The sequence below is a fragment of the Burkholderia sp. AU45251 genome (assembly GCF_030482905.1).
Lineage (GTDB): Bacteria > Pseudomonadota > Gammaproteobacteria > Burkholderiales > Burkholderiaceae > Burkholderia > Burkholderia aenigmatica.
The window spans coordinates 1-25,698 of the sequence record NZ_JAUJQH010000045.1 but is presented as its reverse complement, the minus strand read 5'-3'; the positions used below and the strand labels follow the sequence as shown (position 1 = coordinate 25,698).

The following is a 25,698-nucleotide window of genomic DNA, read 5'->3' as shown; positions in this document are numbered from 1 at the left end:
CGGTAAACTACCGCCCATGTCCGTTTCGCCGGTTTCCATCGTGTCCACGCCTGTTGCCGTTTCCGCATCGTCCGCCGGGTCCCCGGATCAGCCGGCTCCGCCGGTCACCGTGCGCTGGCGGGGCGTCGAGACCTACGAAGCGAGCTTCGACGCGATGCGCGCGTTCACCGACACGCGCACGGCCGACACCGGCGACGAGATCTGGCTGGTCGAGCACCCGCCCGTCTACACGCTCGGCCAGGCCGGCGACCCGGCCCACCTGCTGGTGGCCGACAGCGGCGTGCCGCTCGTGAAGGTCGACCGCGGCGGGCAAATCACTTACCACGGCCCCGGCCAGATCGTCGCCTACCTGCTGCTGGACCTGCGCCGGCGCAAGCTGATGGTGCGCACGCTCGTGACGAAGATCGAGGAGGCCGTGATCGAAACCCTCGCGGCGTATAATCTCGCTTCGGTCCGCAAGGCGGGTGCGCCCGGGATCTACGTGGCATCCGGCGTGCACGAGGGCGCGAAAATCGCCGCCCTCGGCCTGAAGATCCGCAACGGCTGCAGCTATCACGGGCTGAGCCTGAACGTGAAGATGGATCTGCGCCCGTTTCTTGCGATCAACCCGTGCGGCTATGCCGGACTGGAAACTGTCGACATGGCGAGCCTCGAGGTTGCCGCCGACTGGAACGACGTCGCCCATACGCTGGTGCGCCGTCTGATCGCCAACCTCGATGGCGCATCCGCGGCCGCCGACAAGCCGCAGGCACTGGAACAACATTCGAATGACTGACGTTACCGCTTCCCCCGCACCGGCCGATTCGGCCGCGACCCCTGCCTACGATCCGACCGCCAAGCAGAAGGCGCAGGCGAAGACGGCGCGCATCCCGATCAAGGTCATTCCGATCGAGAAGCTGAAGAAGCCCGAGTGGATCCGTGTGAAGGCGGCCACCGGCAGCTCGCGCTTCAACGAGATCAAGACGATCCTGCGCGAGCACAACCTGCATACGGTGTGCGAGGAAGCGAGCTGCCCGAACATCGGCGAATGCTTCGGCAAGGGCACCGCGACGTTCATGATCATGGGCGACAAGTGCACGCGCCGCTGCCCGTTCTGCGACGTCGGCCACGGCCGCCCCGATCCGCTGGATCCGGACGAGCCGAAGAACCTCGCGCGCACGATCGGCGCGCTGAAGCTCAAGTACGTGGTGATCACGAGCGTCGACCGCGACGACCTGCGCGACGGCGGCGCCGGCCACTTCGTCGAGTGCATCCGCGAAGTGCGCGAGCAGTCGCCGGAAACGCGCATCGAGATCCTGACGCCGGACTTCCGCGGCCGTCTCGACCGCGCGATCTCGATCCTGAACGCGGCGCCGCCGGACGTGATGAACCACAACCTCGAAACGGTGCCGCGCCTGTACAAGGAAGCGCGCCCGGGTTCGGACTACGCGCACTCGCTGAAGCTCCTGAAGGACTTCAAGGCGCTGCATCCGGACGTCGCGACGAAGTCGGGCCTGATGGTCGGCCTCGGCGAAACCGAAGAGGAAATCCTGCAGGTGATGCGCGACCTGCGCGCGCACGACGTCGACATGCTGACGATCGGCCAGTACCTGCAGCCGTCCGAGCACCACCTGCCGGTGCGCGCGTACGTGCATCCGGATACCTTCAAGATGTACGAGGAAGAGGCGTACAAGATGGGCTTCACGCACGCGGCCGTCGGCGCGATGGTGCGGTCGAGCTATCACGCCGATCTGCAGGCGCACGGGGCCGGGGTGGTCTGAGCGTCCTTGCTTCGCCGTCTTCCGGCGAAACCGAAAAAGCCCGCAGCGATGCGGGCTTTTTTGTTGGTGCGGATGCCATTCCTGCGTTCGCATGGCAATCGCCACCCGACCGGACACACAATCCAGTCGAACGTGGAAAGCAAAGCTGAAACGGCATCGATAGCTTCGCAGGATAAGTTCGCTCCCGCCGCGCACAAAGCTCCTATAGTCGGCTCTCCCGCAGCAATGCCCGCATTTCGAAGGAGAGCCGCATGTCCCGTTTCAGCTTCATCCGCCGCGCCGTCGTCGCGCTGACCGCCTTTGCCGCGCTCGGTGCGGCGCACGCCGAATCGCGCGAAGTCGTGATCGCGTACCAGGACATGGTCGTGCCGTGGCGCTACGCGCAGGCGAGCGGTGAAGTCGAAAAGGCGACCGGCTACAAGGTCACGTTCCGCAAGCTCGACAGCGGCGCCGACGTGATCCGCGCGCTCGCGTCGGGCTCCGTGCAACTCGGCGAGGCCGGCTCGAGCCCAATCGCGGCCGGGCTGTCGCAGGGGCTCGACATCTCGCTGTTCTGGGTGCTCGACAACATCAACGACGCCGAGGCGCTCGTCGCGCGCAACGGCTCGGGCGTGACGACCGTCGCGGGGCTGAAGGGCAAGAAGGTCGGCGTGCCGTTCGTGTCGACGTCGCATTTCCACACGCTCGTCGCGCTGCAGGCCGCGGGCGTCAATCCGAACGACGTGAAGATCGTGAACCTGCGTCCGCCCGAAGTCGCGGCCGCATGGGCGCGCGGCGACATCGACGCGACCTACATCTGGGATCCGGTGCTCGCGAAGGTCAAGCAGTCGGGCACCGTGCTGACCACGTCGGGCCAGGTTGCGAAAGAAAGTGGCAAGGCGACCTTCGACGGCTTCGTCGTGAGCCGCAAGTTCGCGCGCGAGAACCCCGAGTTCGTCACGCGTTTCGTGAAGGTGCTCGCGGCCGCCGATGCCGACTACCGCGCGCATGCCGCTGCGTGGAAGGTCGGCTCGCCGCAGGTCGCGGCGGTCGCGAAGGTATCGGGCGCGAACGCGCAGGACGTGCCGGCCAGCCTCGCGCTCTACGCATTCCCGACGCCGGCCGAGCAGGCATCGTCGACGTGGCTCGGCGGCGGTGCGCAGTCGGGTGCCGCGAAGTCGCTCGCGGCGACGGCCACGTTCCTCAAATCGCAAGGCACGATCCAGACGGTGCTCGCCGATTATTCGACCGGCGTCGATCCGCAGTTCGTGCAGAAGGCCGCGCGCTGAGCGCGGCGATCATCGCGGAGTCCTGAGCATGAGCACGCTGGAAGTCCGTCAGGTATCGGTTGCCTATCCGGGCGAGCGCGGCAGGCCGACGACGCAGGCGCTCGCGCGCGTCGACCTGCGCATCGATGCCGGTGAATTCGTCGTCGCGCTCGGCGCGTCCGGCTGCGGGAAGACGACGCTCTTGAACTGCATGGCTGGCTTCGTCGCGCCGACGACCGGCGACGTGCGCGTCGACGGCGTGCCGGTCACGGGCCCCGGCGCCGATCGCGGCGTCGTGTTCCAGAAGTACGCGCTGTTGCCGTGGCTCGACGTGCTCGACAACGTCGCGCTCGGGCTGCGCTTCGCGCGCGTGTCGAAGGCTGAACGCGAAGCACGGGCGCGGGAGATGCTCGCGCTCGTCGGGCTCGACGGTCATGCGCATGCGCGCGTGTACGAGCTGTCGGGCGGGATGCAGCAGCGTGTCGGCATCGCGCGTGCGCTCGCGAGCGACCCGCGCGTGCTGTTGATGGACGAGCCGATGGGCGCGCTCGACGCGATGACGCGCGGCACGATGCAGGCGCTCGTGCTCGACGTGTGGGCGCGCACCGGCAAGACGGTGTTCTTCATCACGCACGATGTCGAGGAGGCATTGTTCCTCGCGACGCGTCTCGTCGTGATGACGCCCGGCCCCGGCCGGATCGCGGAAACCTTCGAGCTGCCGTTCGCGCGCCGCTACGTCGAATCGCGCGATGCGCGTGCCGTGAAGTCTTCACCGGATTTCATTGCGTGGCGCGAGCGGCTGATCGCGTACCTGCATCGCGACGAGGCTGCCGAGGTGGCCGCGTGATGCACGAACTCGCACGACAGGGCGCGTCGGTCGGACGCGGTCGGATCAGCACTTTGCACAGGCAGGACAGCATGAGCACGCAGGATTCGTGGACGGCCGGCCAGACGGCCGCAGGTTTCGAGCAGGGCGATCGCACGCAGGCACGGGCGGCCGCGCGTCGTGCGCCGTCGTCGCGCCGCTACCGGTTGCCGGGGGAGGGGAAGACGGCGGCTTTGAGCACGGCGACGGTCGCGGTGCTGGCCGTGCTGTGGTGGGTCGCCACGCATCGCCAGTGGCTGCCGCCGCTGTTCCTGCCCGCGCCGGAAGCCGTGTGGGCGGCATTCGTCGACGCATGGTACGGGCGCATCCAGGGCGGCCTGCCGTTGTCCGAGCATCTGCTGTGGAGTGCTGCGCGCGTATTCGGCGCGTTCCTGCTCGCGACCGCGATCGGCGTGCCGGCCGGCATCCTGATGGGTGTGAGCCGCGTCGCGCGCGGCGTGCTCGATCCGCTGCTGGAGTTTTACCGGCCGCTGCCGCCGCTCGCGTACCTGCCGCTCGTCGTGATCTGGTTCGGTATCGACGAAACGGCGAAGCTGGTCGTGATCTTCCTCGCGTGCTTCGCGCCGATCGCGATGGCCGCGCGCGCCGGCGTGCGCGCTGCGACGGTCGAGCAGATCAATGCCGCGTATTCGCTCGGCGGCAGCTTCGCGCAGATCGTGCGCCACGTGGTGCTGCCGGCCGCGCTGCCGGAAATCCTCACCGGGCTGCGGATCGCGATCGGCTTCGGCTGGACGACGCTCGTCGCGGCCGAGATGGTCGCCGCGACGGCCGGGCTCGGGCAGATGGTGCTCAACGCGTCGAGCTTCCTGCGCACCGACATCGTCGTGATGGGCATCCTGATCATCGGCGCGATCGCTTGGCTGTTCGATCTCGCGATGCGGTGGGTCGAAAGGCGGATCGTGCCGTGGAAGGGGCGGGGATAAGCGCAGGTATCGGGGCGTCGTAGCGATGGACAGAACGGGCGGCCGGGGACGGAATCCGGTTCGACCCGTTGAGCACGATCATGTCGATGCAGCGCGCAGCGGTGTCGTCACGGGCGCGGCCGGGTCATGCCGTCGTGCCGCGACGATAGAGGCTCAGTGCCACCGCCAGTCCGGCGAGCATGCCGGCGCAGCCGCGATTGAGCCATTTCAGCGCGCGTCCGGACATCGCTTTCATCACGTGATAGCCGCTCGCTGCGTAGATCGCCATCAACAGGATGTCGATCATGGCAGTGAGAACGGCCAGCGTAGCGTACTGGGCTGCGACGTTCGCTTCGGGCTGGATGAACTGAGGCAGGAAGGCCGAGAAAAACAGCAGTCCTTTCGGATTGGACAACGCGACCAGCAGCGAACGCTTGAATGCCGACCGGCCGTTGCGTGCACCGTCGGCTTGCACAACGTCGGCCGACGGCAGCGTCGCGGGGGCGTGCCAGAGTGCCCATGCGAGGTACAGCAGATACACGGCGCCCGCCCACTTCAGCATCACGAACAGGTGCTCCGACGCTTGCATGATCGCGCCGAGGCCGCATCCGACCGCACCGATCAGGATCAGGTCCGACAGCGCGGCACCGGCGATTCCGTAAGCCGCGATGCGCAGGCCGCGCGTGGCGCCGTTGTTCAGTGCCAGCAGCATCGTGGGGCCTGGCGTGACCGTCACGGCGGATACCGTGATGACGTACAGCAGGAGTGTCGTCGAGTTCATGTCGCGGCTTCTGAACGGGTAGCGGAAGCCGTCAGTTTAAACCCGACCGGATGGGCGGCATGGGTGCACTCCGCGCCCGTTCGCCCGGCGGATGGCGCTGCCGGATCGCACACGCGAGTCGAGCGGCGCGCGGGGTGCGCCGCTCATCGCCCTCAATCCCCCATCGCCACGCCTTCCCGTCGCGGATCCGCACCGCCGAACCACACCGTCTGCCCCTGCACGTTCAGCCGCTGGATCCCCTGCAGCCCGGAGTTCATCTCGACGACCTGCACGTCGTGCCCGCGGCCCTTCAGCCCGTCGGCGAGCGCGTCCGACACGCGGCCGCGTTCGAGCTGCGTCGGCCCGTTCATCGACCCGAAATTCGGCAGCGCGATCGCCTGCTGCATCGTCATCCCCCAGTCGAGCACGCCGACCAGCGTCTTCGCGACGTGGTTGATGATCGCGGGGCCGCCGGCCGAGCCGACGACCATCGTCACCTGCTTCGTCTTCTTGTCGAACACGAGCTCCGGCGACATCGCCGAGCGCGGCCGCTTGCCGGCCTGCACGCGGTTCGCGACCGGCCGGCCGTTGTCGTTCGACACGAACGAGAAATCGGTGAGCTGGTTGTTCAGCATGAAGCCGCGCACCATCAGCCGCGAGCCGAACGCATCCTCGATGCTCGTCGTCATCGACAGCGCCTGGCCGTAGCGGTCGACGATCGCGATATCGGACGTCGACGGCAGCTCGGGGCTGCGGTCGTCGGCCATCGCGAGCGTCGCGCCCTGCGGCGTGCCGGCCTGCGCGATGCCCATGCTGCTGTCGCCGATCAGGTGCGCACGCTGCGCGAGATAGGTCTTGTCGGTGAGGCTCGCCCAGCTGCCGCCCGGCAGCGGCACGAAATCGGGATCGGCGACATAGCGCGCGCGGTCCGCATACGCGAGGCGCCCGGCTTCGCTGAACAGGTGCGCGGCGAACGGCGTCGGCTCGTAGCCGACGTCGTTGCGCACCGGCTTCTGCGCGCCGATCTGCTGCCAGTCGGGCATCGCTCCAAGGATGCCGAGCATCTGCGCGATCGCGAGGCCGCCCGACGACGGCGGCGGCATCCCGCACACGACCGAGCGCCGGTAATCGGCGCACAGCGGCGTGCGCACCTTCGCCTTGTAGCGCGCGAGATCCTGGAGTGACAGCAGGCCCGGGTTGGTCGGGTGCTTGCGCACCTTCGTGACGATGTCGCGCGCGATCGCGCCGCTGTAGAACGCGTTCGCGCCGCGGTCGGCGACCTGGCGCAGCACGGTCGCGAGCGCGGGGTTCTTCAGCACGGTGCCGGCCGCCTTCGGCGTGCCGTCCTTGTTGTAGAAGTACGCGCGCGCGGCCGGATCGTTTTTCAGGTACTTGTCGTTCGCGATCAGCATCGCGAGCCGCGGGCTGATCGTGAAACCGTGCTCGGCGAGCCGGATCGCCGGCTGGAACAGCCGGCGCCACGGCAGCTTGCCGTGCGCGCGGTGCGCGGCGTCGAGCATGCGCAGCACGCCCGGCGTGCCGACCGAACGCCCGCCGACGACACCTTCGTAGAAGCTCATCGGCTGGCCGGTCGGCCCGTAGAACAGGCGGTCGGTCGCGGCGGCCGGAGCGGTTTCGCGGCCGTCGTAGGCCTGTGTCGCCTTGCCGTCGAAGTACAGCAGGAACGCGCCACCGCCGATCCCCGACGATTGCGGCTCGACGAGCGCGAGCACCATCTGCGTGGCGATCGCCGCGTCGATCGCGGTGCCGCCCGCCTTCAGCATGTCGTAGCCGGCCTGCGTCGCGAGCGGGTTCGCGGCCGCGATCATGAAGTGCTGCGAGGTCCAGCCCGGCTTGTCGGTCCAGCCGGACGACAGCTCGGGCGCGTGGACGCCGGGCAGCGGCACGGCGGCACCCGATGCGGCGGCGACGGGCACCACCGCACCCGACGGCGGCGTGGACGGGGACGTGCAGCCGGCATTGAACGCGACGAGCGCGACGGCGGCGAGCAGCGTCCAGGAGCGCGAATGCGGACGAATCCGGTCGAACATTGAACCCTCGGCAGCAGTGAATTCGAAGGAGGCGACGGTGCCGGCGCAGCGCGGCTGCCCGCCCCGGGCGCGCTATTGTCGCCGCGCGGCCGGCGGCTTGTCACCCGACAGGAAACCCTGACCCATCGCGCCGGGCCCGCCCCGGCCGGTCTTTCCGGCCTGTTCGAGGATGAACTCTATGAACGTCGACGTCGCGCGCGTGTGGTGCCGGTTCGGCATGTAGAGCATGTACATGTGCGTGCCGAAGATACTGAGCCGGTACGCGTCGAGCGACGTGACGACCGTGCCGCGCCGGATGTCGTCGTGCACCACGTAGTCGGGCACGATGCCGACGCCGATCCCGCCGAGGATCGCCTGCCGCAGGAACAGGAAGTTCTCCGAAACCAGCGTCGGCTCGAGCAGCACCTCGTGGCGCTCGTCGCCGAGATAGGCGGCGATCCTGAGCTGCCGGCCCATCACCGTCGCGGTGACGACGGGGGAGGCCGACAACGCGCCGAGGCTCGCGGGCATCCCGTGCTCGGCCGCGAATGCGGCGGACGCGCACGCGACGTAGCGCACCGCGCCCATGTCGCGCGCGACGAGGTTCTGCGGCGGCTCCGGCATCACGCGCACCGCGATGTCGATCTCGTCGCGCATCAGGTCTTCCACGCGGTTCTCGAACACGACGTCGAGCACGATGCCCGGATGCAGCCGCTTGAACGCGAGCAGCCAGTCGGACATCACCATCTGCCCGTAGCCGCTCGGCACCGACAGCCGCACGCGGCCCTGCAGGTCCTGGCCGAGCGTCGTCACCGATTCCTGCGCGGCCAGCAGCTCGTTGCGGATGCGCCGGCCGTGTTCGTACAGCTTCAGCCCGATCTCGGTCGGCTCGATACGCCGTGTCGTGCGCCGCACGAGCTGCTGGCCGATCGAGCGTTCGAGCTGGTTCAGCCGGTAGCTGACGTTCGCCCGGCTCATCTTGAGCCGCTGCGCGGCCTTGCTGAGATTGCCGGCGTCGAGGATCTCGACGAGCAGCGTCAGCGCGTTCAGGTCCATGCGTCGCGTCTCCTGATCCGTCCCGTTTAATGGTTGGAAGCATTCAGTGTCAAGTCAGACTTGACAGCTTGTAAAAGCGAGAGGGAATTGTCAATGAATCTCGATCAATCGAGAATCGGGTCATGCCCGGCGTTCGGCCGGATCTTGTCCCGCTTCGTGCGGGACCGGGGCCGGTGCCCCGGCGCCGCTCGCGTGGCCGCGAGTCACGAACCGGCGTCGACGTACCGGCCGCCGCGTCAAGGAGACACGATGAATTCACCCGCTTCCCCCATCAGCCCGGCGGGCACCGTCACGCGCGAGCGGCGCGACAAGGTGCTCGTCGTCACGATCGATCATCCGCCTGTCAATGCGCTGTCCGCCGATGTGCGGCGCGGCCTCGCCGACGCGCTCGACGCCGCGCAGGCCGACGACGCGATCCGCGCGGTGCTGATCGTCGGCGCCGGCCGCAACTTCATCGCGGGTGCCGACATCCGCGAATTCGGCAAGCCGCCGGTGCCGCCGTCGCTGCCCGACGTGTGCGAGCGGATCGAATCGGGCACGAAGCCGGTCGTGGTCGCGCTGCACGGCGCGACGCTCGGCGGCGGCCTCGAAGTCGCGCTCGCCGCGCATTACCGGCTCGCGGTGCCCGGCACGAAGCTCGGGTTGCCCGAAGTCACGCTCGGCCTGCTGCCCGGCGCGGGCGGCACGCAGCGCGCACCGCGCCTGATCGGTGCGAAGGCCGCGCTCGACCTGATGCTGACGGGCCGTCACGCGAGCGCCGACGAAGCGCTCGCGCTCGGCCTCGTCGACCGCGTCGCGCACAGTGACGACACGCTCGCCGAAGGCCTCGCGTACGCGCAGGAACTCGTGTCGCTCGGCGCACCGGTGCGCCGCACGCGCGACGCGCAGGGGCTTGCCGACCGCGCGGCGGCGCAGGCCGCGATCGATGCGGCGCGCGCGGAGCTGCCGAAGAAATCGCGCGGCCTGTTCTCGCCCGCGAAGATCGTCGACGCGGTCGAGGCCGCGCTCACGCAGTCGTTCGACGCGGGGATGAAGTTCGAGCGCAGCCTGTTCCTTCAGTGCGTCGACAGCCCACAGCGCGCGGGCCTCGTGCATGCGTTCTTCGCGGAGCGCGAAGCGGCGAAGGCGCCCGAGGCGCGGCGCGCGAGCGCACGGCCGGTCGAGCGGATCGGCGTGGTCGGCGGCGGCACGATGGGCGCGGGCATTGCGGTCGCGGCGCTCGATGCCGGGCTGCCGGTGACGATGATCGAACGCGACGAAGCGTCGCTCGCGCGCGGTCGCGCGCACGTCGAGAAGGTGTACGACGGCCTCGTCGCGAAAGGGCGGATGACGCCGGCCGCGCACGCGGCGCGGCTCGCGCGCTTCAAGGGCAGCACGTCGTACGACGCGCTCGCGCAGGCCGACGTCGTGATCGAGGCCGTGTTCGAAGACATGGCCGTGAAGCAGGCCGTGTTCGCCGAACTCGCGCGCGTGTGCAAGCCGGGCGCGGTGCTTGCGACCAACACGTCGTATCTCGACATCGACGAACTGGCCGCGAGCATCGACCGGCCGGCCGACGTGATCGGCCTGCATTTCTTCTCGCCGGCCAACGTGATGAAGCTGCTCGAGATCGTCGTGCCGGCGCGCGTGAGCGCGGACGTCGTCGCGACCGCGTTCGCGCTGGCGAAGCAGCTGAAGAAGACGCCGGTGCGCGCGGGCGTGTGCGACGGCTTCATCGGCAACCGGATCCTCGCGGTTTATCGGACGGCGGCCGACTACCTGATGGAAGACGGCGCGTCGCCGTACCAGATCGACCGCGCGGTGCGCGAATTCGGTTTCCCGATGGGGCCGTTCCAGGTCGTCGACCTCGCGGGTGGCGACATCGGCTGGGCGACCCGCAAGCGCCGCGCGGCGACGCGTGACCCGCGGGCACGCTACGTGGAGATTTCCGACCGGCTGTGCGAGCGCGGCTGGTTCGGCCAGAAGACGGCGCGCGGCTATTACCTGTATCCGGACGGCGCGCGGGTCGGCACGCCGGATCCGGAAGTCGAAGCGATCGTCGCCGAAGAGCGCGCGAAGAAGGGCGTCACGCCGCGCACATTCACCGACGACGAAATCATGCGCCGCTACCTCGCCGCGATGATCAACGAAGGTGCAAACGTCGTGCACGAGAAGATCGCGCTGCGCCCGCTCGATGTCGATGCGGTGTTCCTGTACGGCTACGGCTTCCCGCGCTATCGCGGCGGCCCGATGCACTACGCGGATACGGTCGGCCTCGCGAACGTGCTCGCCGATATCCGTGCGTTCGCGAAGGAAGATCCACTGTTCTGGAAGCCGTCGCCGCTGCTCGTCGATCTCGTCGCGCGCGGCGCGGATTTCGCGAGCCTGAACCGCATCGACTGAACGCTCACCGCATTCGTAACGGACCGAAGATGGACCTCAATTTCACTCCCGAAGAGGAAGCCTTCCGCACGGAAGTGCAGCGCTTCCTGCAAGCCGAACTGCCCGCGCGCATCGCGCGCAAGGTGAAGGGCGGCCTGCATCTCACGCGCGACGACATGCGCGAATGGCACGCGACACTCAACGCGCGCGGCTGGCTCGCGAGCCACTGGCCGCGCGAATACGGCGGCCCCGGCTGGAGCGTCGCGCAGAAGTTCCTGTTCGATAACGAGTGCGCACTCGCGGGAGCGCCGCGCATCGTGCCGTTCGGCGTGAACATGCTCGGCCCTGTGCTGATCAAGTACGGCAACGAAGCGCAGCAGCGCCGCTGGCTGCCGCGCATCCTCGACGGCACCGACTGGTGGTGCCAGGGCTACTCGGAGCCGGGCGCCGGTTCCGATCTCGCGGCGGTGAAGACGAGCGCGGTGCGCGGCATCGACGCGCAGGGCGAGCACTACGTCGTGAACGGCCAGAAGACGTGGACCACGCTCGGCCACTACGCGAACATGATCTTCTGCCTTGTGCGCACCGCGACCGACGTGCGCAAGCAGGAAGGCATCAGCTTCCTGCTGATCGACATGAACACGCCGGGCGTCGAGGTCCGTCCGATCATTACGCTCGACGGCGAGCACGAAGTGAACGAGGTGTTCTTCACCGACGTGCGCGTGCCGGCCGACAACCTCGTCGGCGAAGAGAACCGCGGCTGGACCTACGCGAAATACCTGCTCACGTACGAGCGCACCAACATCGCCGGAATCGGCTTCTCGACGGCCGCGCTCGACCGGCTGCGCGCGGTGGCTGCGAAGGTCACGAAGAACGGTCGGCCGCTTGCCGACGATCCGTTCTTCGCGGCGCGTATCGCGCGGGTCGAGATCGAACTCGAGAACATGCGCACGACCAACCTGCGCGTGCTGGCCGCGGTCGCGGGCGGCGGCGCGCCGGGTGCGGAAAGCTCGATGCTGAAGATTCGCGGCACGCAGATCCGCCAGGAGATCACCGCGCTGATGCGGCGCGCGATGGGGCCGTATGCGCAGCCGTTCGTCGAGGAAGCACTCGATGCCGACTACGACGGCGAGCCGGTTGGCCCGGACGAAGCCGCGAGCGCCGCGCAGCAGTACTTCAACAACCGCAAGCTGTCGATCTTCGGCGGCTCGAACGAGATCCAGAAGAACATCATCGCGAAGATGATGCTCGGGCTGTAACGAGGGACGCGACGATGGATTTCCAGCACACAGAAGACCGCCGGATGCTGGCGGATACGTTGAACCGCTTCATCGCCGAACAGTACGCGTTCCCGGTGCGCGATCGCATTGCGCAGTCGGCCGAGGGGTTCGATCGCGCGATGTGGCAGCGCTTTGCCGAACTCGGTACGGTCGGCGCGCTGTTTTCCGAAGCCGACGGCGGTTTCGGCGGCGCGGGCTTCGACATCGCCGTGGTGTTCGAATGCGTCGGGCGCGGGCTCGTCGTCGAGCCGTTCCTCGGCGCGCTGCTCGCGGGCCGTGCGCTGTCGCTCGCCGGCGGCGCGGCGCATCGCGACCGGCTCGCCGCGCTGATCGACGGCAGTGCGAGCGCCGCGTTCGCGCATGACGAGCCGGGCTCGCACTACGAACTGACGACCGTGCGCACGCGCGCCGAGCGCTCGGGCGACGGCTGGCTGTTGACGGGCGCGAAGGGTGTCGTCGACCAGGCCGCGCAGGCGGCGTTCTTCGTCGTCAGCGCGCGCGTGTCCGGCCACGACGACGATGCGGCCGGCATCGGCCTGTTCGTCGTGCCGGCCGACGCGCCGGGCGTGTCGCTGCGCGACTACCGGAAGATCGACGGCGGCCGCGCGGCGGAAGTGCGCTTCGAACGCGTCGCGCTGCCGGCCGATGCCGCGCTCGGCGCGCATGACGGTGAAGCGGGTGCCGAGCTGCTCGAGCGCGTGCTCGGCTACGGGCTGCTTGCGCTGTCGGCGGAAGCGCTCGGCGCGATGGACGTCGCGAAGGAATACACGCTCGACTACCTGCGTACGCGCAAGCAGTTCGGTTTGCCGATCGGCAGCTTCCAGGCGCTGCAGCACCGGATGGCCGACTTGCTGCTCGAAGTCGAGCAGGCGCGCTCGGCCGTGATCAACGCAGCTGCGCAGCTCGATGCACCGCACGCGGTGCGCGAACGCGCGCTCGCGGCGGCGAAGTACACGATCGGCCGGATCGGCACGCTCGTCGCCGAGGAGAGCATCCAGTTGCATGGCGGGATCGGGATGACGTGGGAGCTGCCGCTGTCGCATTACGCGAAGCGCCTCGTGATGATCGATCACCAGCTCGGCGACGAGGATCACCATCTCGCGCGCTATATCGCGCTGTCGAAACAGTAAGAACGAACGACGCGAATGGAGGAGACAAGGATGACGAACGAATCGCGCGCATTGCCGCTGGCCGGCGTGAAGGTGCTCGATTTCTCGCGCGTGCTCGCGGGCCCGTGGTGCGCGATGGTGCTCGCCGATTTCGGCGCGGAAGTGATCAAGGTCGAGCATCCGGCGCGCGGCGACGATACGCGCGACTGGGGCCTGAGGATCGGCGACACCGAGACGACCTACTTCAACAGCGTGAACCGCAGCAAGCGCTCGATCTGTCTCGACCTGCAGACCGACGAAGGGCAGCGGCTCGCACGCGAACTGGCCGCGCAGGCCGACGTCGTGCTTCACAACTTCAAGTTCGGCGGCGCGGAAAAGCTCGGGCTCGGCTACGACGCGCTGGCCGAGCTGAATCCGCGCCTCGTGCACTGCGCGATCTCCGGCTACGACCGTTCGGGCACCGAGGCCGCACGGCCTGGCTACGACCTTGTCGTGCAGGGCGAGGCCGGGCTGATGGCGCTGAACGGCGAAGCCGGCCAGCCGCCGCTGAAGTTCGGCGTCGCGGCGGTCGACCTGTTCACCGGCATGTATTCGGCGCAGGCGATCCTCGCCGCGTTGTACGAGCGCCATACGACGGGGCGCGGGCGGCGCATCGAGATGGCGCTGTTCGACTGCGGGCTGATGATCACCGCGTACTACGGGCTCGACGCGCTGCTGATGGGCGAGGACCCGCCGCGCTACGGCAACGCGCATCCGTCGATCGTGCCGTACGGCGTGTTCGACGCGGCCGACGGCCCGCTCGTGATCACGGTCGGCAACAACACGCAGTTCGCGCGCTTCTGCGAGGCGATCGAGCGGCCCGATCTCGCGGCCGACGCGCGTTACAAGACCAACCTCGGCCGCTCGGAGAATCGCGCCGATCTGCTGCCGGAGATTCGTCGCGAACTCGCAAGCCGGTCGCGCGCGACGTTGCTCGCGGCGCTCGCCGATGCGGGCATTCCGTGCGGGGAAGTGCTCGGGCTGCACGAAGCGCTGAAGTCGGAACGCGCGACGAGCGCGGGGCTCGTCACGCGGCAGCCGCACCCGGTCGCGGGCGGCGTCGACGTGCTTGCGCCGCCGTATCGGTTCGACGGCGCACGGCTGCCGGTGCGCGGTGCGCCACCGGTGCTCGGTGCGGATACGGATGCGGTGCTCGGTGGCTGGCTCGGGATGTCTGCCGACGAGGTCGCGCGGCTGCGTGCGGATCGCGTCGTGTAGCGCATTTCTTGCCGCCGCGGCGCGGGCGGATCGGTAGACGCGCCGGCCATCCACAAAACACCCCTCGCGACGACGAGGAGGTCGCCCTGCGGGGACTGGAGTAAGCGCTAAAGCGCCAACTCCGGTCGACCGCGAAGCATGGGACCCGAGTAAGCGCTAAAGCGCTAACTCTGGTCGACCGCGAAGCATGGGACCCGAGTAAGCGCTAAAGCGCTAACTCTGGTCGACAGGAGACACCATGGAGCTTTCCGTCATCGAATCGGTCACGGCGCGCCGTGACTACCAGCAGCTCGTGCGTGCGCGGCGCCGCTTCAGCTTCACGCTGACGGCGCTGATGATCGCCACGTACTACGGCTTCATCCTGCTCGTCGCGCTCGCGCCGCACGTGCTCGCCGCGCCGCTGTACCGCGGCGCGACCATGACGGTCGGGATCGCCACGGGCGTCGCGATCATCCTGGTCGCGATCAGCCTGACCGCGTGCTACGTGCTGCGCGCGAACCGTGCGTTCGACCGCCGCGTCGACGCGATCCTGCAGCGTTCGTGACGGAGGCCCACATGCGACGACCCTCGATCGCGCTCGGCGCGCTTGCTGTTCCCGTAGCGCTCGTTTCCTCCGCCGCCCACGCGGTATCCGTTGCGGGCCCGATGCCCGGCAAGGTCGAACTGAACCCGGTCGCGATCGGGATGTTCTTCGCGTTCGTGTTCGCGACGCTCGCGCTCACGCGCTGGGCCGCGCGCCGCACGCGCTCGACGCGCGACTTCTACACGGCCGGCGGCGGCATCACCGGGCTGCAGAACGGGCTCGCGATCGCGGGCGACTACATGTCGGCGGCGTCGTTCCTCGGGCTGTCCGGGATGGTGTTCATGTTCGGCTTCGACGGGCTCATCTACTCGATCGGCTTCCTGGTCGGCTGGCCGTTCGTGATGTTCCTGATCGCCGAGCCGCTGCGCAACCTCGGCAAGTTCACGTTCGTCGACGTCGTCGCGTACCGCTTCGCGCAGCGGCCGATCCGGCTGCTGACGTCCGCGAATTCGTTGACCATCGTCGTCTTGTACCTCGTCGTGCAGATGGTCGGCGCGGGCAAGCTGATCCAGCTGCTGTTCGGGCTGTCGTACGGCACGGCCGAGTTGATCGTCGGCGTGCTGATGGTCGTGTACGTGTTCTTCGGCGGGATGACGGCCACCACCTGGGTGCAGGTGATCAAGGCCGTGCTGCTGTTGTGCGGCGCGACGCTGCTCGTCGTGCTCGCGCTCAGCGAATTCGGCTTCAGCGTCGACGAGATGTTCCGCCGCGCGGTGGCCGTGCATCCGGGCGCGCTGTCGATCATGGGGCCCGGCAAGCTGATCCGTGATCCGGCCAACGCGCTGTCGCTCGGCATCGCGCTGATGTTCGGCACGGCCGGTTTCCCGCACATCCTGATGCGCTTCTTCACGGTGCCGAACGCGAAGGAGGCGCGCAAGTCGGTGCTCTACGCGACCGGCTTCATCGGCTACTTCTATTTGCTGACGTTCGTGATCGGCTTCTCGGCGATCGTGCTGCTCGCGCAGCATCCGGAGTTCTTCAAGCTCGGCGCGGACGGCTCGTTCAACCTCACGCACGACCTGCTCGGCGGCTCGAACATGGTCGCGGTGAAGCTCGCGCAGGCGGTCGGCGGGAACTGGTTCTACGGCTTCATCGCGGCCGTCACGTTCGCGACGATCCTCGCGGTGGTCGCGGGCCTGACGCTCGCCGGCGCGACGACGATCTCGCACGACCTGTACGCGCAGATGTGGGCGCGCGGCAAACCGGACGAACGCGTCGAGATGCGCATCTCGCGCGCGGCGACGATCGCGCTGTCGGCGGTGGCGATCGGGCTGTCGATCCTGTTCGAGCACGTGAACGTCGCGTTCATGGTCGGGCTCGTCGCGGCGGTGGCTGCGAGCGCGAATTTCCCGGTGCTGGCGATGTCGATCTTCTGGCGCGGGATGACGACGCGCGGCGCGGTGCTCGGCGGCGGCCTCGGCCTTGCGTCGGCGGTCGCGCTCACGGTGCTGTCGAAGTCGGTGTGGGTCGACGTGCTGCACCACGCGCATGCGCCGGTGTTCCTCGACAACCCGGCGCTCGTATCGGTGCCGCTCGCGTTCATCGGAATCGTCGTCGGCTCGCTGCTGGATCGCGGCGAGCGCGCACGGCGCGAGCGCGACGCGTTCGCGCAGCAGGAGTTCTACGCGCAGACGGGCGTGCTCGCTGGCCGCGCCGTGCAGCATTGATTCATTAGACGAATTGGGATATCCGTCCGGATCGCCGGACGGATATTTTCCGGAAATCCGGAATCCCGGATTTCCTTGCCTGCCACATTATGAGAAATACAATGAAAACAACGGCTTGAGGGCTTCCGGGCACCTGGCATCGACCTTGCAATATAAAGCGCACGGCCATCCCCCCGGCCGAACTACTACAGCAAGCAAGGAGACAATCGATGACCACTGCCTTCCTTCCCCTCCGGACGTCCTGAGGCATCGCTTGTTGCGGCACGGCAGCCGCGCGGGCGAAAGATTCTTCCCCTGACATTCGTCCGCGCGCGTGACGCCGTTTCCATCGGCTCATCTACTTCAGCAGGAACCATCGTGAAGAAGAAACCCTTCTACAAAGTGCTCTATGCGCAGGTGATCTTCGCCATCATCGTCGGCGTGATCCTCGGCCACTACTACCCGGCGCTCGCCACCGACATGAAGCCGCTCGGCGACGGGTTCATCAAGCTGATCAAGATGGTGATCGGCCCGATCATCTTCTGTACGGTCGTCACCGGCATCGCCGGCATGGAGGACATGAAGAAGGTGGGCCGCGTCGGCGGCAAGGCGCTGCTGTACTTCGAGATCGTGTCGACCTTCGCGCTGCTGCTCGGCCTCGCGGCGACGCACATCCTGCGTCCGGGCGTTGGCTTCAACATCGATCCGGCGACGCTCGACGGCAAGGCCGTCGCGTCGTATGCGGCGAAGGCACACGGGCAGTCGACGGTCGACTTCCTGATGCACATCATCCCGAACACGATGGTCGATGCGTTCGCGCAGGGCGAGATCCTGCAGATCCTGCTGATCGCGCTGCTGTTCGGCAGCGTGCTTGCGCACCTCGGCGAGCGCGGCAAGGTGGTGACGGACTTCATCGACGGGCTCACGCGCGTGCTGTTCGGCATCGTGCACATCGTCACGAAGCTGGCACCGATCGGCGCGTTCGGCGCGATGGCGTTCACGATCGGCAAGTACGGCGTCGGCTCGCTGGTGCCGCTGCTCAAGCTGATCGGCACGTTCTACCTGACGTCGGTCGTATTCGTGCTCGTCGTGCTCGGCACGATCGCGCGCGTCACGGGCTTCTCGATCCTGCGCTTCGTGTCGTACATCAAGGAAGAACTGCTGATCGTGCTGGGCACGAGCTCGTCGGAAGCCGCGCTGCCGCAGCTGATGGAAAAGCTCGAGAAGGCCGGTTGTTCGCGTTCGGTCGTCGGCCTCGTCGTGCCGACCGGCTATTCGTTCAACCTCGACGGCACCAACATCTATATGACGATGGCGGTGCTGTTCATCGCGCAGGCGACCAACATCGAACTGACGTGGATGCAGCAGCTCACGCTGCTGGCCGTCGCGATGCTGACGTCGAAGGGCGCGAGCGGCGTCACGGGCGCGGGCTTCATCACGCTCGCCGCGACGCTCGCCGTCGTGCCGACGATCCCGCTGTCGGGCATGGTGCTGATCCTCGGCATCGACCGCTTCATGAGCGAATGCCGCGCGCTGACCAACATCGTCGGCAACGGCGTCGCGACGGTCGTCGTGTCGGCCTGGGAGAAGGAGCTCGACCGCAACAAGCTGCGCCAGGCGCTGACGGGCAGCGGCGAGGTCACGACGACCGAGACGGCTGGCGTCTGACACCATGAACGAGCAGGCGGCGGCACCGCCCGCCGGCGGCGCGGCCCGCGGCGGCCAGGGCGACGAGGCGGAGGCCTATGACACAATAGGCGATCCGCATCGCCAGGAAGCCTCGACCGTGACGCGCCGCCTGCTCATTCTCGTCGTGCTTGCCGCCGCGCTCGCCGCGGCGTGCACGCTGACGTGGACGATCACCTGGCGGCGAGGCGTCGCGGAGCTGCAGCGCAACGCCGCAGTGCGCGTCGACCGCACCACCAACGCGCTCAAGAGCACACTCGACCGCTACGAATCGCTGCCCTATCTGCTCGGCAGCCATCCGTACGTGCAGGACCTGCTCGCCGAGCCGAAGCGCGCCGACTACACCGCGCGCGTCAACCGCTATCTCGAAGACCTCAACGAACACGCGCATGCGACCGTCACCTACGTGATCGGCGCGGACGGCCTGTGCGTCGCCGCGAGCAACTGGCGCGCGCCCGAAAGCTTCGTCGGGATCGAATACCGCTTCCGCCCGTATTTTCTCGACGCGATGAACGGGCAGGTCGGCCGCTTCTTCGGGATCGGCACGATCTCGCGCGATCCCGGCTACTACATCTCGCAGCCCGTGTGGCGCGACGGCAGGATCGCGGGCGTCGTCGTCGTGAAGCTCAACCTCGAATGGTTCCAGGGCGCCGATGCGTCCGAGCCGCTCGTCGTCGCGGACGATCACGGCGTCGTGTTCCTGTCGTCGGTGCCCGCGTGGAAGTACCACACGCTGCGGCCGCTGACGGGGCCCGTCGCCGCGTCGATCTACGAGACGCGCCAGTACGCGCAGCAGCCCGTCACGCCGCTGCCGCTGCGCATCGAACAGGTGCTCGGCCCCGATGCGGAGATCGTGCGCCTCGGCCCCGGCCTGCGTGCGCCGCGCTTCCTCGCGAGCAAGCGGCGGATCGGCGAGCCCGACTGGCTGCTCGTCACGCTCGCGCCGGTCGCCCCCGTCGACGCCGATGCGCGCAACGCGACGATCGTCACGGGCTTCGGCTTCGTGTCGGTCGCGCTGCTCGCGTTCTACTGGCGGATGCGCCGCGCGCGGGTGCGCGAAATGATCCGCGGCCGCGCGCTGCTGCAGCAGGCGTACGCGGAGCTGAACCGGCGCGTCGAGGAGCGCACGGCCGACCTGTCGGAAGCGAACGAGCAATTGCAGAAGGAGGTCGGCGACCGGATCCGCGCGGAGCAGGAACTGCGCGCCGCGCACGACGAACTGATCCAGGCGAGCAAGCTCGCCGCGCTCGGCCAGATGGCCGCCGGCATCACGCACGAACTGAACCAGCCGCTCGCGGCGCTGCGCAGCTTCTCGGACAACACGCGCGTGCTGCTCGATCGCGGCGAGCAGGGCGCCGCGCGCGAGAACCTCGAGGCGATCGCCGCGCTCACCGAGCGGATGGGCAAGATCACGAACCAGCTGAAGCTGTTCGTCGGCCGCGCGAAGCCGCGCAACGAGCAGGCGCTCGTCGTGCGTGCGCTGCGCAGCGTGTTGTCGCTGCTCGACGAGCGGCTGCGCGGCGTCGCGCTCACGCTGACGCTGCAGGACGCGACCGTGTCGCCCGCCCAGGATGCGCCGCTCGACCTGGCGCGCGACTATCCCGAACTCGTCGCCCGTTGCGAGGATCTGCGTCTCGAACAGGTGCTGATCAACCTGCTCGGCAACGCGCTCGACGCGGTGGCCGGCGTTGCGGCGCCGGCGATCGAAGTGACGATCGCGGTGTCGGCGGCCACGCTCGCGGTCGAGGTGCGCGACAACGGCTGCGGCATTGCGCCGGACCTGCTGCCGCGCCTGTTCGAGCCGTTCTTCACGACCAAGGAAATGGGGCGCGGGCTCGGGCTCGGTCTGGCGATCTCGTCGTCGATCGCGAGCGACGCGGGCGGTGCGCTGACCGCACGCAACGCGCCGTCGGGCGGCGCGCTGTTCGTCTTGACGCTGCGGCGCACGCGCACGCATCATCCGGACTCCGTGTCCGAGCCGACGGGCACGCCGCGCTAGGCGCGCCCCGCCGCCCGCCCGATCGGCGCACGATCGGTATCAACGCCGCCGCGCGCGCTGCCGCCGCGCGGCCCGTCAGGAGCAAGTGAGTACGATGGCCAACCGGCTGCAAGTGATCTATATCGAAGACGATGCGCTCGTTCGCCGGGCAAGCGTGCAGAGCCTTCAGCTGGCGGGGTTCGACGTCGCCGGCTTCGAGTCGGCCGAAGCGGCCGAGAAGGCGATCGTCGCGGATACCGCCGGCGCGATCGTCAGCGACATCCGGCTGCCTGGCGCGAGCGGGCTCGACGTGCTCGCGCAGTGCCGCGAGCGCGTGCCCGACGTGCCCGTGATCCTCGTCACGGGGCACGGCGACATCTCGATGGCCGTGCAGGCGATGCGCGACGGCGCGTACGACTTCATCGAAAAACCATTCGCGGCCGAGCGCCTGATCGAGACGGTGCGCCGCGCACTCGAGCGGCGCGAGCTCGTGCTCGAGAACCACGCGCTGCGGCGCGAGCTGGCCGGGCAGAACGTCGTCGCGCCGCGCATCATTGGCCGCAGCCCCGCGATCGAGCAGGTGCGCAAGCTGATCGCGAACGTCGCGCCGACCGATGCGTCGGTGCTGATCAACGGCGACACGGGCGCCGGCAAGGAGCTGATCGCGCGCAGCCTGCACGAGCTGTCGCCGCGCCGCGACAAGCCGTTCATCGCGGTGAATTGCGGCGCGCTGCCCGAGCCGATGTTCGAGTCGGAGATGTTCGGCTACGAGCCCGGTGCGTTCACCGGTGCCGCGAAGCGCCGGGTCGGCAAGCTCGAATACGCGTCGGGCGGCACGCTGTTTCTCGACGAAATCGAAAGCATGCCGCTCGCGCTGCAGGTGAAGCTGCTGCGCGTGCTGCAGGACGGCGTGCTGGAGCGGCTCGGCTCGAACCAGACGATCCGCGTGAACTGCCGCGTGGTGGCGGCTGCGAAGGGCGACATGAGCGAGCTCGTCGCGGCCGGCACGTTCCGGCGCGACCTGCTGTACCGCCTCAACGTCGTGACGATCGCGCTGCCGCCGCTTGCGGAGCGCCGCGAGGACATCGTGCCGCTGTTCGAGCACTTCATGCTCGATGCGGCCGTGCGTTACGCGCGGCCCGCGCCGGTGCTGACCGACCGGCAGCGCGCGAGCCTGATGCAGCGCGACTGGCCCGGCAACGTGCGCGAGCTGCGCAACGCGGCCGACCGCTTCGTGCTCGGCGTGGCCGACATGCCGCAGGAGACGGGCGCGGGCGGCGACGAAGCCGACAACGAGCAGACGCTGAAGGAGCGCATCGAGCAATTCGAACGCGCGGTGATCGCCGAGGCGTTGAACCAGACGGGCGGCGCGGTTGCCGCGACGGCCGACCGGCTGCATGTCGGCAAGGCGACGCTGTACGAGAAGATGAAGCGCTACGGGTTGTCGGCGAAAGGCGAAACCGAGCGCTGAAAAGCAGACGGACCGCGGAACCGGGTTGCCCGGTCGCGCGGTCCGTCGTGCGGAGAAGGGCGCGGTGCGCGGCCCTTCGAGCCGGATCGGCGGCGCTCAGGCCGCGTTGCTGCCGAGTGCCTTCTTGAGCAGTGCGTCGAGTTCTGCGAACTGCGGTGCGCCGACGTAGCGCTTCAGGATCTTGCCGTCCTTGTCGACGACGAAGGTCGTCGGCGTGAGCTGCACGTTGCCGAACTGCTTCGCGACGCTGCCGTCGTCGAGCGCGACCTTGAACGGCAACTGGCGAGTTTGTGCATAGTTCGCGACGTACATCGGCGGATCGTAGTTCATCGCGACCGCGACGAATTCCAGACCCTGGCCCTTGAAGCGATTGTAGGTATCGACCATCTGCGGCATTTCCTGCATGCAGGTCGCGCAGCTCGTCGCCCAGAAGTTCACGAGATAGACCTTGCCTTTCAGATCGCCTGCAGTCGACACCTTCTGGCCCGACAGCAGCGTGAACGTGGCGTCCGGCACGGTGGACTTGCCGTTGAACGCGAAGAAGCCGGCAACGGCGATCGCCGCGACGACGACGGCGGCGACGATGTAGCGGACGGGGCCGGCGCTGCGCCGGGCGGGAGGCGTGGTGTTCATCTGGTGCTCTCGGAGTCGGTCGATGACGCGGATCAATGCAAAGGACATCGAAATTCGGCGCTCATTTTAGCGCGAATGCGGCGCGCGCACCGGCGGCGGCCACACATCCCGGAATCCACGTTCGGCGGATAATGCCCGTTTTGCCTGCCCGACCCACGCCATGCCGAAGGAAGTCACCGTTTCGTTGCGCCCCCTTTTTCGTCCGCTGCGACACTTCGCCGCGCTCGCGTGCGTGAGCGTTGCGCTGGCCGCGTGCTCGCCGTCGTACGACTGGCGCACGCTGCACAACGATGCCGGCTACACGATCGACCTGCCGGCGAAGCCGACCGTCGAGAATCAGCCGGTGGCGATCGGCGGCGCATCGATGCCGATGCGGATGCAGGCCGCGCACGTTGACGGCGCGGTGTTCGCGGTCGGCACGCTCACGCTGCCGGACGACCGTGACGACACGCGCCGTGCGGCGCTCGAGTTCCTGCGCGCCGGGCTGTCCCGCAACCTCGAAGGCGCGCCGCAGACGGCTGCGGTGCCCGTGCCGCTCGCGGCCGGCGGTGCGGTGAACGGGCTCGAGCTGCGCATCGCCGGCGCGGCCGCCGGCGGCGATCGCGCGCACAAGACGATCGTCGCGCGGCTCGTCACGCGCGGCCGGCACGCGTACCAGGCGGTCGTGATTGCCGACGGGCCGCTCACGCAGGAGCAGCTCGACCAGTTTTTCGGGTCTTTCAAACTCGACTGACGGCGGCCGGCGAGGGCGCTCAGACACTCTGTGACAACTGAAAGTTCATTCGCAGCTTTCGGCGCTAGTCGTCGGATTTTGCGGGGTTTTTTCGGCTATCCACAGCGCATGTGGATAACTTTGTTGAAAAGTTGCCCGAATTTCCCGCTGAGCCACGCCAGACGGCCTTTCGGCCCGTTTGGCGGATCGCTCGCGTTTTGAGAAAAATCAATCAAAACAATGGGATACGGATTCCGTGCCGCAAAGGTCTCGCCGAGCCGGGATCCGGGGCCGGATTCGCGAAATTGTGCATAAGTCAAGTCTTGACAGCCGGATTTTGTCCTCCGAAGGCACTCAGAGCGCCGTCAGCGCGCGTCGGTAGCGGATCGCTTCGGCGATCTGCGCGGCCGTCGGCAGCGGGTCGCCGGCCAGGTCGGCGATCGTCCGCGCGACTTTCAGCACGCGGTAATACGCGCGCGCCGACCAGCCGAAGCGCTCGCCGGCCTCGCGCAGCAGCCGTTCGCCTTCGTTGGTCGGGCGGCACAGGTCGTCCGTCTCGCGACCGCTCAGCATGTGATTCGTCTTGCCCTGCCGATTGAGTTGCAGCGCACGCGCCTGCGCGACCCGTGCCGCCACCGCGGCGCTCGGCTCGCCGGGCGCCGTTACGCGTGTCGCCAGTTCGGCCGGCGACAGCGCGGGCAGGTCGATCTGGATGTCGATGCGGTCGACGAGCGGCCCCGACAGCTTGCGCAGGTAGCGCGCGGCGACGTCCGGCGAGCAGCGGCAGCGCCCGGACGGATCGCCGTGCCAGCCGCACGGGCAGGGGTTCATCGCGGCGATCAGCTGGCACGCGGCCGGGAAGTCGGCTTGCTGCGCCGCGCGCGAGATCGTGATGCGGCCGGCCTCCAGCGGCTCGCGCAGCATTTCGAGCACGTGCCGGTCGAATTCCGGGAGTTCGTCGAGGAACAGCACGCCGAGGTGCGCGAGCGTGATCTCGCCCGGTTGCGGCGGGTTGCGGCCGCCAACGAGCGCGGCGGCGCTCGACGAGTGATGCGGTGCGCGGAACGGCCGCCGGCGCCACTGCGCGGGCGAGAAGCCGAGGCGGCTCGCCGACAGGAGCGCGGCCGAGGTCAGCGCTTCGTCGTCGGTCAGCGGCGGCAGGAGGCCCGGCAGCCGTGCGGCCAGCATTGACTTGCCGGCCCCCGGCGGCCCGACCATCAGCATGTGATGGCCGCCCGCGGCCGCGACTTCCAGCGCGCGGCGGGCACCGCGCTGGCCGACCACATCGGCGAGATCGGGGGCGGCGGGCATCGGCAGGCCGTCGAGGCTCGGCGCCGCGACCGGTGTGAGCCGGGCGTCCGGCGCACCGGCGAGGTGCGCGCACAGCGCGGGCAGGTCCGGCGCGCCGAACACGGTGACGCCCGGCACGAGCGCGGCCTCGGCGGCGCTGGCGAGCGGCAGGTACAGCTCGGGGGCGCTCGACAGGGCGGCGGCGCTCGAACCCGGACCCGACACCCCGCCACCGTGGCCCGAATCGGAAAGGGCGCCGGAGCGCAAACCGGAAGCTGCGCCGGTTTCCGCAGCCTGCCAGTCCCGCGCCACCCCGCACGCCATCGCGAACGCGCCGCGCATCGGCCGCAGCGCGCCCGTCAGCGACAGCTCGCCCGCGAATTCGCGGCCGGCCAGCGCGTCGGCCGGGATCTGGCCGTTCGCGGCGAGGATGCCGAGCGCGATCGGCAGGTCGAACCGCCCCGACTCTTTCGGCAGGTCGGCCGGCGCGAGGTTGACGGTGATGCGGCGCACGGGGAATTCGAAGCCGCAGTTCTGCAGCGCGGCACGGACGCGCTCGCGGCTTTCGCGGACTTCGAGATCGGGCAGGCCGACGATCGAAAACGACGGCAACCCGTTGGCGAGATGGACTTCGACGGTGACGTCCGGCGCGCGGCCGGAGGCGGGCGCGCGACTGCGCACCACGGCGAGCGACATGGCGAGGCTCCTGTAAACAAGACGGACGGGCGACGGCCGTTCGGGGCCGCATGCCGCGGGAATCGGAGAATCGGTGCGCGCTTGCCGGCGTGGCGCGGGGAAAGAACGAGGGACTGCGGAACGACGGACAGCGAAGAGCGGGGGTACTGCGAAGAGCGAGGGACGGCGAAGAGCGGGGTGCTGCGAAGAGCGACGGACAGCGAAGAGCGAGGAACAGCGAAGAGCGAGGAACAGCGAAGAGCGGGGGTACTGCGGAGAACGACGGACGACGAAGAGCGGGGGCGACTTCAGTACTTCAGTTCAGTACTTCGGGGGCGGCGGGCGCGGGGCGCCCCAGGCGGCCCGCCCCCCCGCC

General features: G+C 68.7%; 20 protein-coding genes. 15 read left to right on the top strand and 5 right to left on the bottom strand.

Annotated features, from left to right (window positions below; all coding sequences use genetic code 11):
• Window positions 1–16 precede the first annotated feature (16 nt).
• The 5 genes from lipB to QZM67_RS38455 all read left to right on the top strand — a co-directional run bounded on the left by lipB (window position 17) and on the right by QZM67_RS38455 (window position 4,816).
• Window positions 17–775: a lipoyl(octanoyl) transferase LipB gene (lipB, locus tag QZM67_RS38475; RefSeq protein ID WP_043187154.1), complete on the top strand. Its 759-nt coding sequence runs from the start codon at window positions 17–19 to the stop codon at window positions 773–775.
• Window positions 768–1,760 carry a lipoyl synthase gene (gene lipA, locus QZM67_RS38470; protein ID WP_039346279.1) on the top strand — a complete coding sequence of 331 codons (993 nt, stop codon included), beginning with the start codon at window positions 768–770 and terminating at the stop codon, window positions 1,758–1,760. The genes lipB and lipA overlap by 8 nt, the downstream gene beginning before the upstream one ends.
• Window positions 1,761–2,011: 251 nt before the next feature.
• A complete protein-coding gene (gene tauA / locus QZM67_RS38465; protein WP_301811424.1) occupies window positions 2,012–3,028 on the top strand; it encodes a taurine ABC transporter substrate-binding protein in 1,017 nt (338 codons plus the stop codon).
• A 28-nt stretch (window positions 3,029–3,056) separates the two neighbouring features.
• The gene (locus QZM67_RS38460) at window positions 3,057–3,854 is read left to right on the top strand and encodes a taurine ABC transporter ATP-binding protein (RefSeq protein WP_174946573.1); all 798 of its coding nucleotides are present in this window, start codon (window positions 3,057–3,059) and stop codon (window positions 3,852–3,854) included.
• Entirely contained in the window at window positions 3,854–4,816 is a 963-nt protein-coding gene (locus tag QZM67_RS38455; RefSeq protein ID WP_301811442.1) for an ABC transporter permease subunit, read from the top strand. The genes QZM67_RS38460 and QZM67_RS38455 overlap by 1 nt, the downstream gene beginning before the upstream one ends.
• 124 nt (window positions 4,817–4,940) lie before the next feature.
• Here QZM67_RS38455 and QZM67_RS38450 read toward each other — a convergent pair whose 3' ends face one another.
• From QZM67_RS38450 to QZM67_RS38440, 3 genes are all read right to left on the bottom strand, one after another.
• Window positions 4,941–5,576, bottom strand: a complete 636-nt coding sequence (locus QZM67_RS38450) for a LysE family translocator (protein WP_301811420.1) — start codon at window positions 5,574–5,576, stop codon at window positions 4,941–4,943.
• A gap of 152 nt (window positions 5,577–5,728) precedes the next feature.
• A complete protein-coding gene (gene ggt, locus QZM67_RS38445; RefSeq protein WP_301811417.1) occupies window positions 5,729–7,606 on the bottom strand; it encodes a gamma-glutamyltransferase in 1,878 nt (625 codons plus the stop codon).
• A 72-nt stretch (window positions 7,607–7,678) separates the two neighbouring features.
• On the bottom strand, window positions 7,679–8,641 hold the full coding sequence (locus QZM67_RS38440; RefSeq protein ID WP_122946352.1) for a LysR family transcriptional regulator: 963 nt from the start codon (window positions 8,639–8,641) through the stop codon (window positions 7,679–7,681).
• Between the two features lie 249 nt (window positions 8,642–8,890).
• Between QZM67_RS38440 and QZM67_RS38435 the strand changes: the two genes are divergently transcribed.
• The 9 genes from QZM67_RS38435 (at window position 8,891) to QZM67_RS38395 (ending at window position 22,012) form a co-directional block, all read left to right on the top strand.
• A complete protein-coding gene (locus QZM67_RS38435; RefSeq protein ID WP_301811412.1) occupies window positions 8,891–11,023 on the top strand; it encodes a 3-hydroxyacyl-CoA dehydrogenase NAD-binding domain-containing protein in 2,133 nt (710 codons plus the stop codon).
• Between the two features lie 29 nt (window positions 11,024–11,052).
• Window positions 11,053–12,261, top strand: coding sequence for an acyl-CoA dehydrogenase family protein (locus tag QZM67_RS38430; protein ID WP_175025640.1), 1,209 nt, complete (start codon window positions 11,053–11,055; stop codon window positions 12,259–12,261).
• A gap of 14 nt (window positions 12,262–12,275) precedes the next feature.
• A complete protein-coding gene (locus QZM67_RS38425) occupies window positions 12,276–13,412 on the top strand; it encodes an acyl-CoA dehydrogenase family protein (RefSeq protein WP_301811410.1) in 1,137 nt (378 codons plus the stop codon).
• A 30-nt stretch (window positions 13,413–13,442) separates the two neighbouring features.
• Entirely contained in the window at window positions 13,443–14,648 is a 1,206-nt protein-coding gene (locus tag QZM67_RS38420) for a CaiB/BaiF CoA-transferase family protein (RefSeq protein ID WP_301811408.1), read from the top strand.
• Window positions 14,649–14,886: 238 nt separating this feature from the next.
• Window positions 14,887–15,192, top strand: coding sequence for a DUF485 domain-containing protein (locus QZM67_RS38415; protein WP_089431721.1), 306 nt, complete (start codon window positions 14,887–14,889; stop codon window positions 15,190–15,192).
• An 11-nt stretch (window positions 15,193–15,203) separates the two neighbouring features.
• The gene (locus QZM67_RS38410; RefSeq protein ID WP_301811405.1) at window positions 15,204–16,898 is read left to right on the top strand and encodes a cation acetate symporter; all 1,695 of its coding nucleotides are present in this window, start codon (window positions 15,204–15,206) and stop codon (window positions 16,896–16,898) included.
• A 357-nt stretch (window positions 16,899–17,255) separates the two neighbouring features.
• Window positions 17,256–18,545 (top strand): dicarboxylate/amino acid:cation symporter, encoded by a 1,290-nt coding sequence (locus QZM67_RS38405; protein ID WP_301811403.1) that lies wholly within the window; start codon window positions 17,256–17,258, stop codon window positions 18,543–18,545.
• Window positions 18,546–18,549: 4 nt separating this feature from the next.
• Complete coding sequence (locus QZM67_RS38400) at window positions 18,550–20,562, top strand: ATP-binding protein (RefSeq protein WP_301811401.1); 2,013 nt, start codon at window positions 18,550–18,552, stop codon at window positions 20,560–20,562.
• Window positions 20,563–20,656: 94 nt separating this feature from the next.
• A complete protein-coding gene (locus QZM67_RS38395) occupies window positions 20,657–22,012 on the top strand; it encodes a sigma-54 dependent transcriptional regulator (protein ID WP_301811439.1) in 1,356 nt (451 codons plus the stop codon).
• 96 nt (window positions 22,013–22,108) lie between these two features.
• Here the strand turns inward: QZM67_RS38395 and QZM67_RS38390 are convergent, their stop codons facing one another.
• Window positions 22,109–22,645 (bottom strand): TlpA disulfide reductase family protein, encoded by a 537-nt coding sequence (locus QZM67_RS38390; protein WP_085042120.1) that lies wholly within the window; start codon window positions 22,643–22,645, stop codon window positions 22,109–22,111.
• 160 nt (window positions 22,646–22,805) lie between these two features.
• Here QZM67_RS38390 and QZM67_RS38385 point away from each other — a divergent pair, with 160 nt between their 5' ends.
• Window positions 22,806–23,378, top strand: coding sequence for a hypothetical protein (locus tag QZM67_RS38385; protein WP_301811384.1), 573 nt, complete (start codon window positions 22,806–22,808; stop codon window positions 23,376–23,378).
• A 333-nt stretch (window positions 23,379–23,711) separates the two neighbouring features.
• Here QZM67_RS38385 and QZM67_RS38380 read toward each other — a convergent pair whose 3' ends face one another.
• Window positions 23,712–25,343, bottom strand: coding sequence for a YifB family Mg chelatase-like AAA ATPase (locus QZM67_RS38380; RefSeq protein ID WP_301811380.1), 1,632 nt, complete (start codon window positions 25,341–25,343; stop codon window positions 23,712–23,714).
• Window positions 25,344–25,698 lie beyond the last annotated feature (355 nt).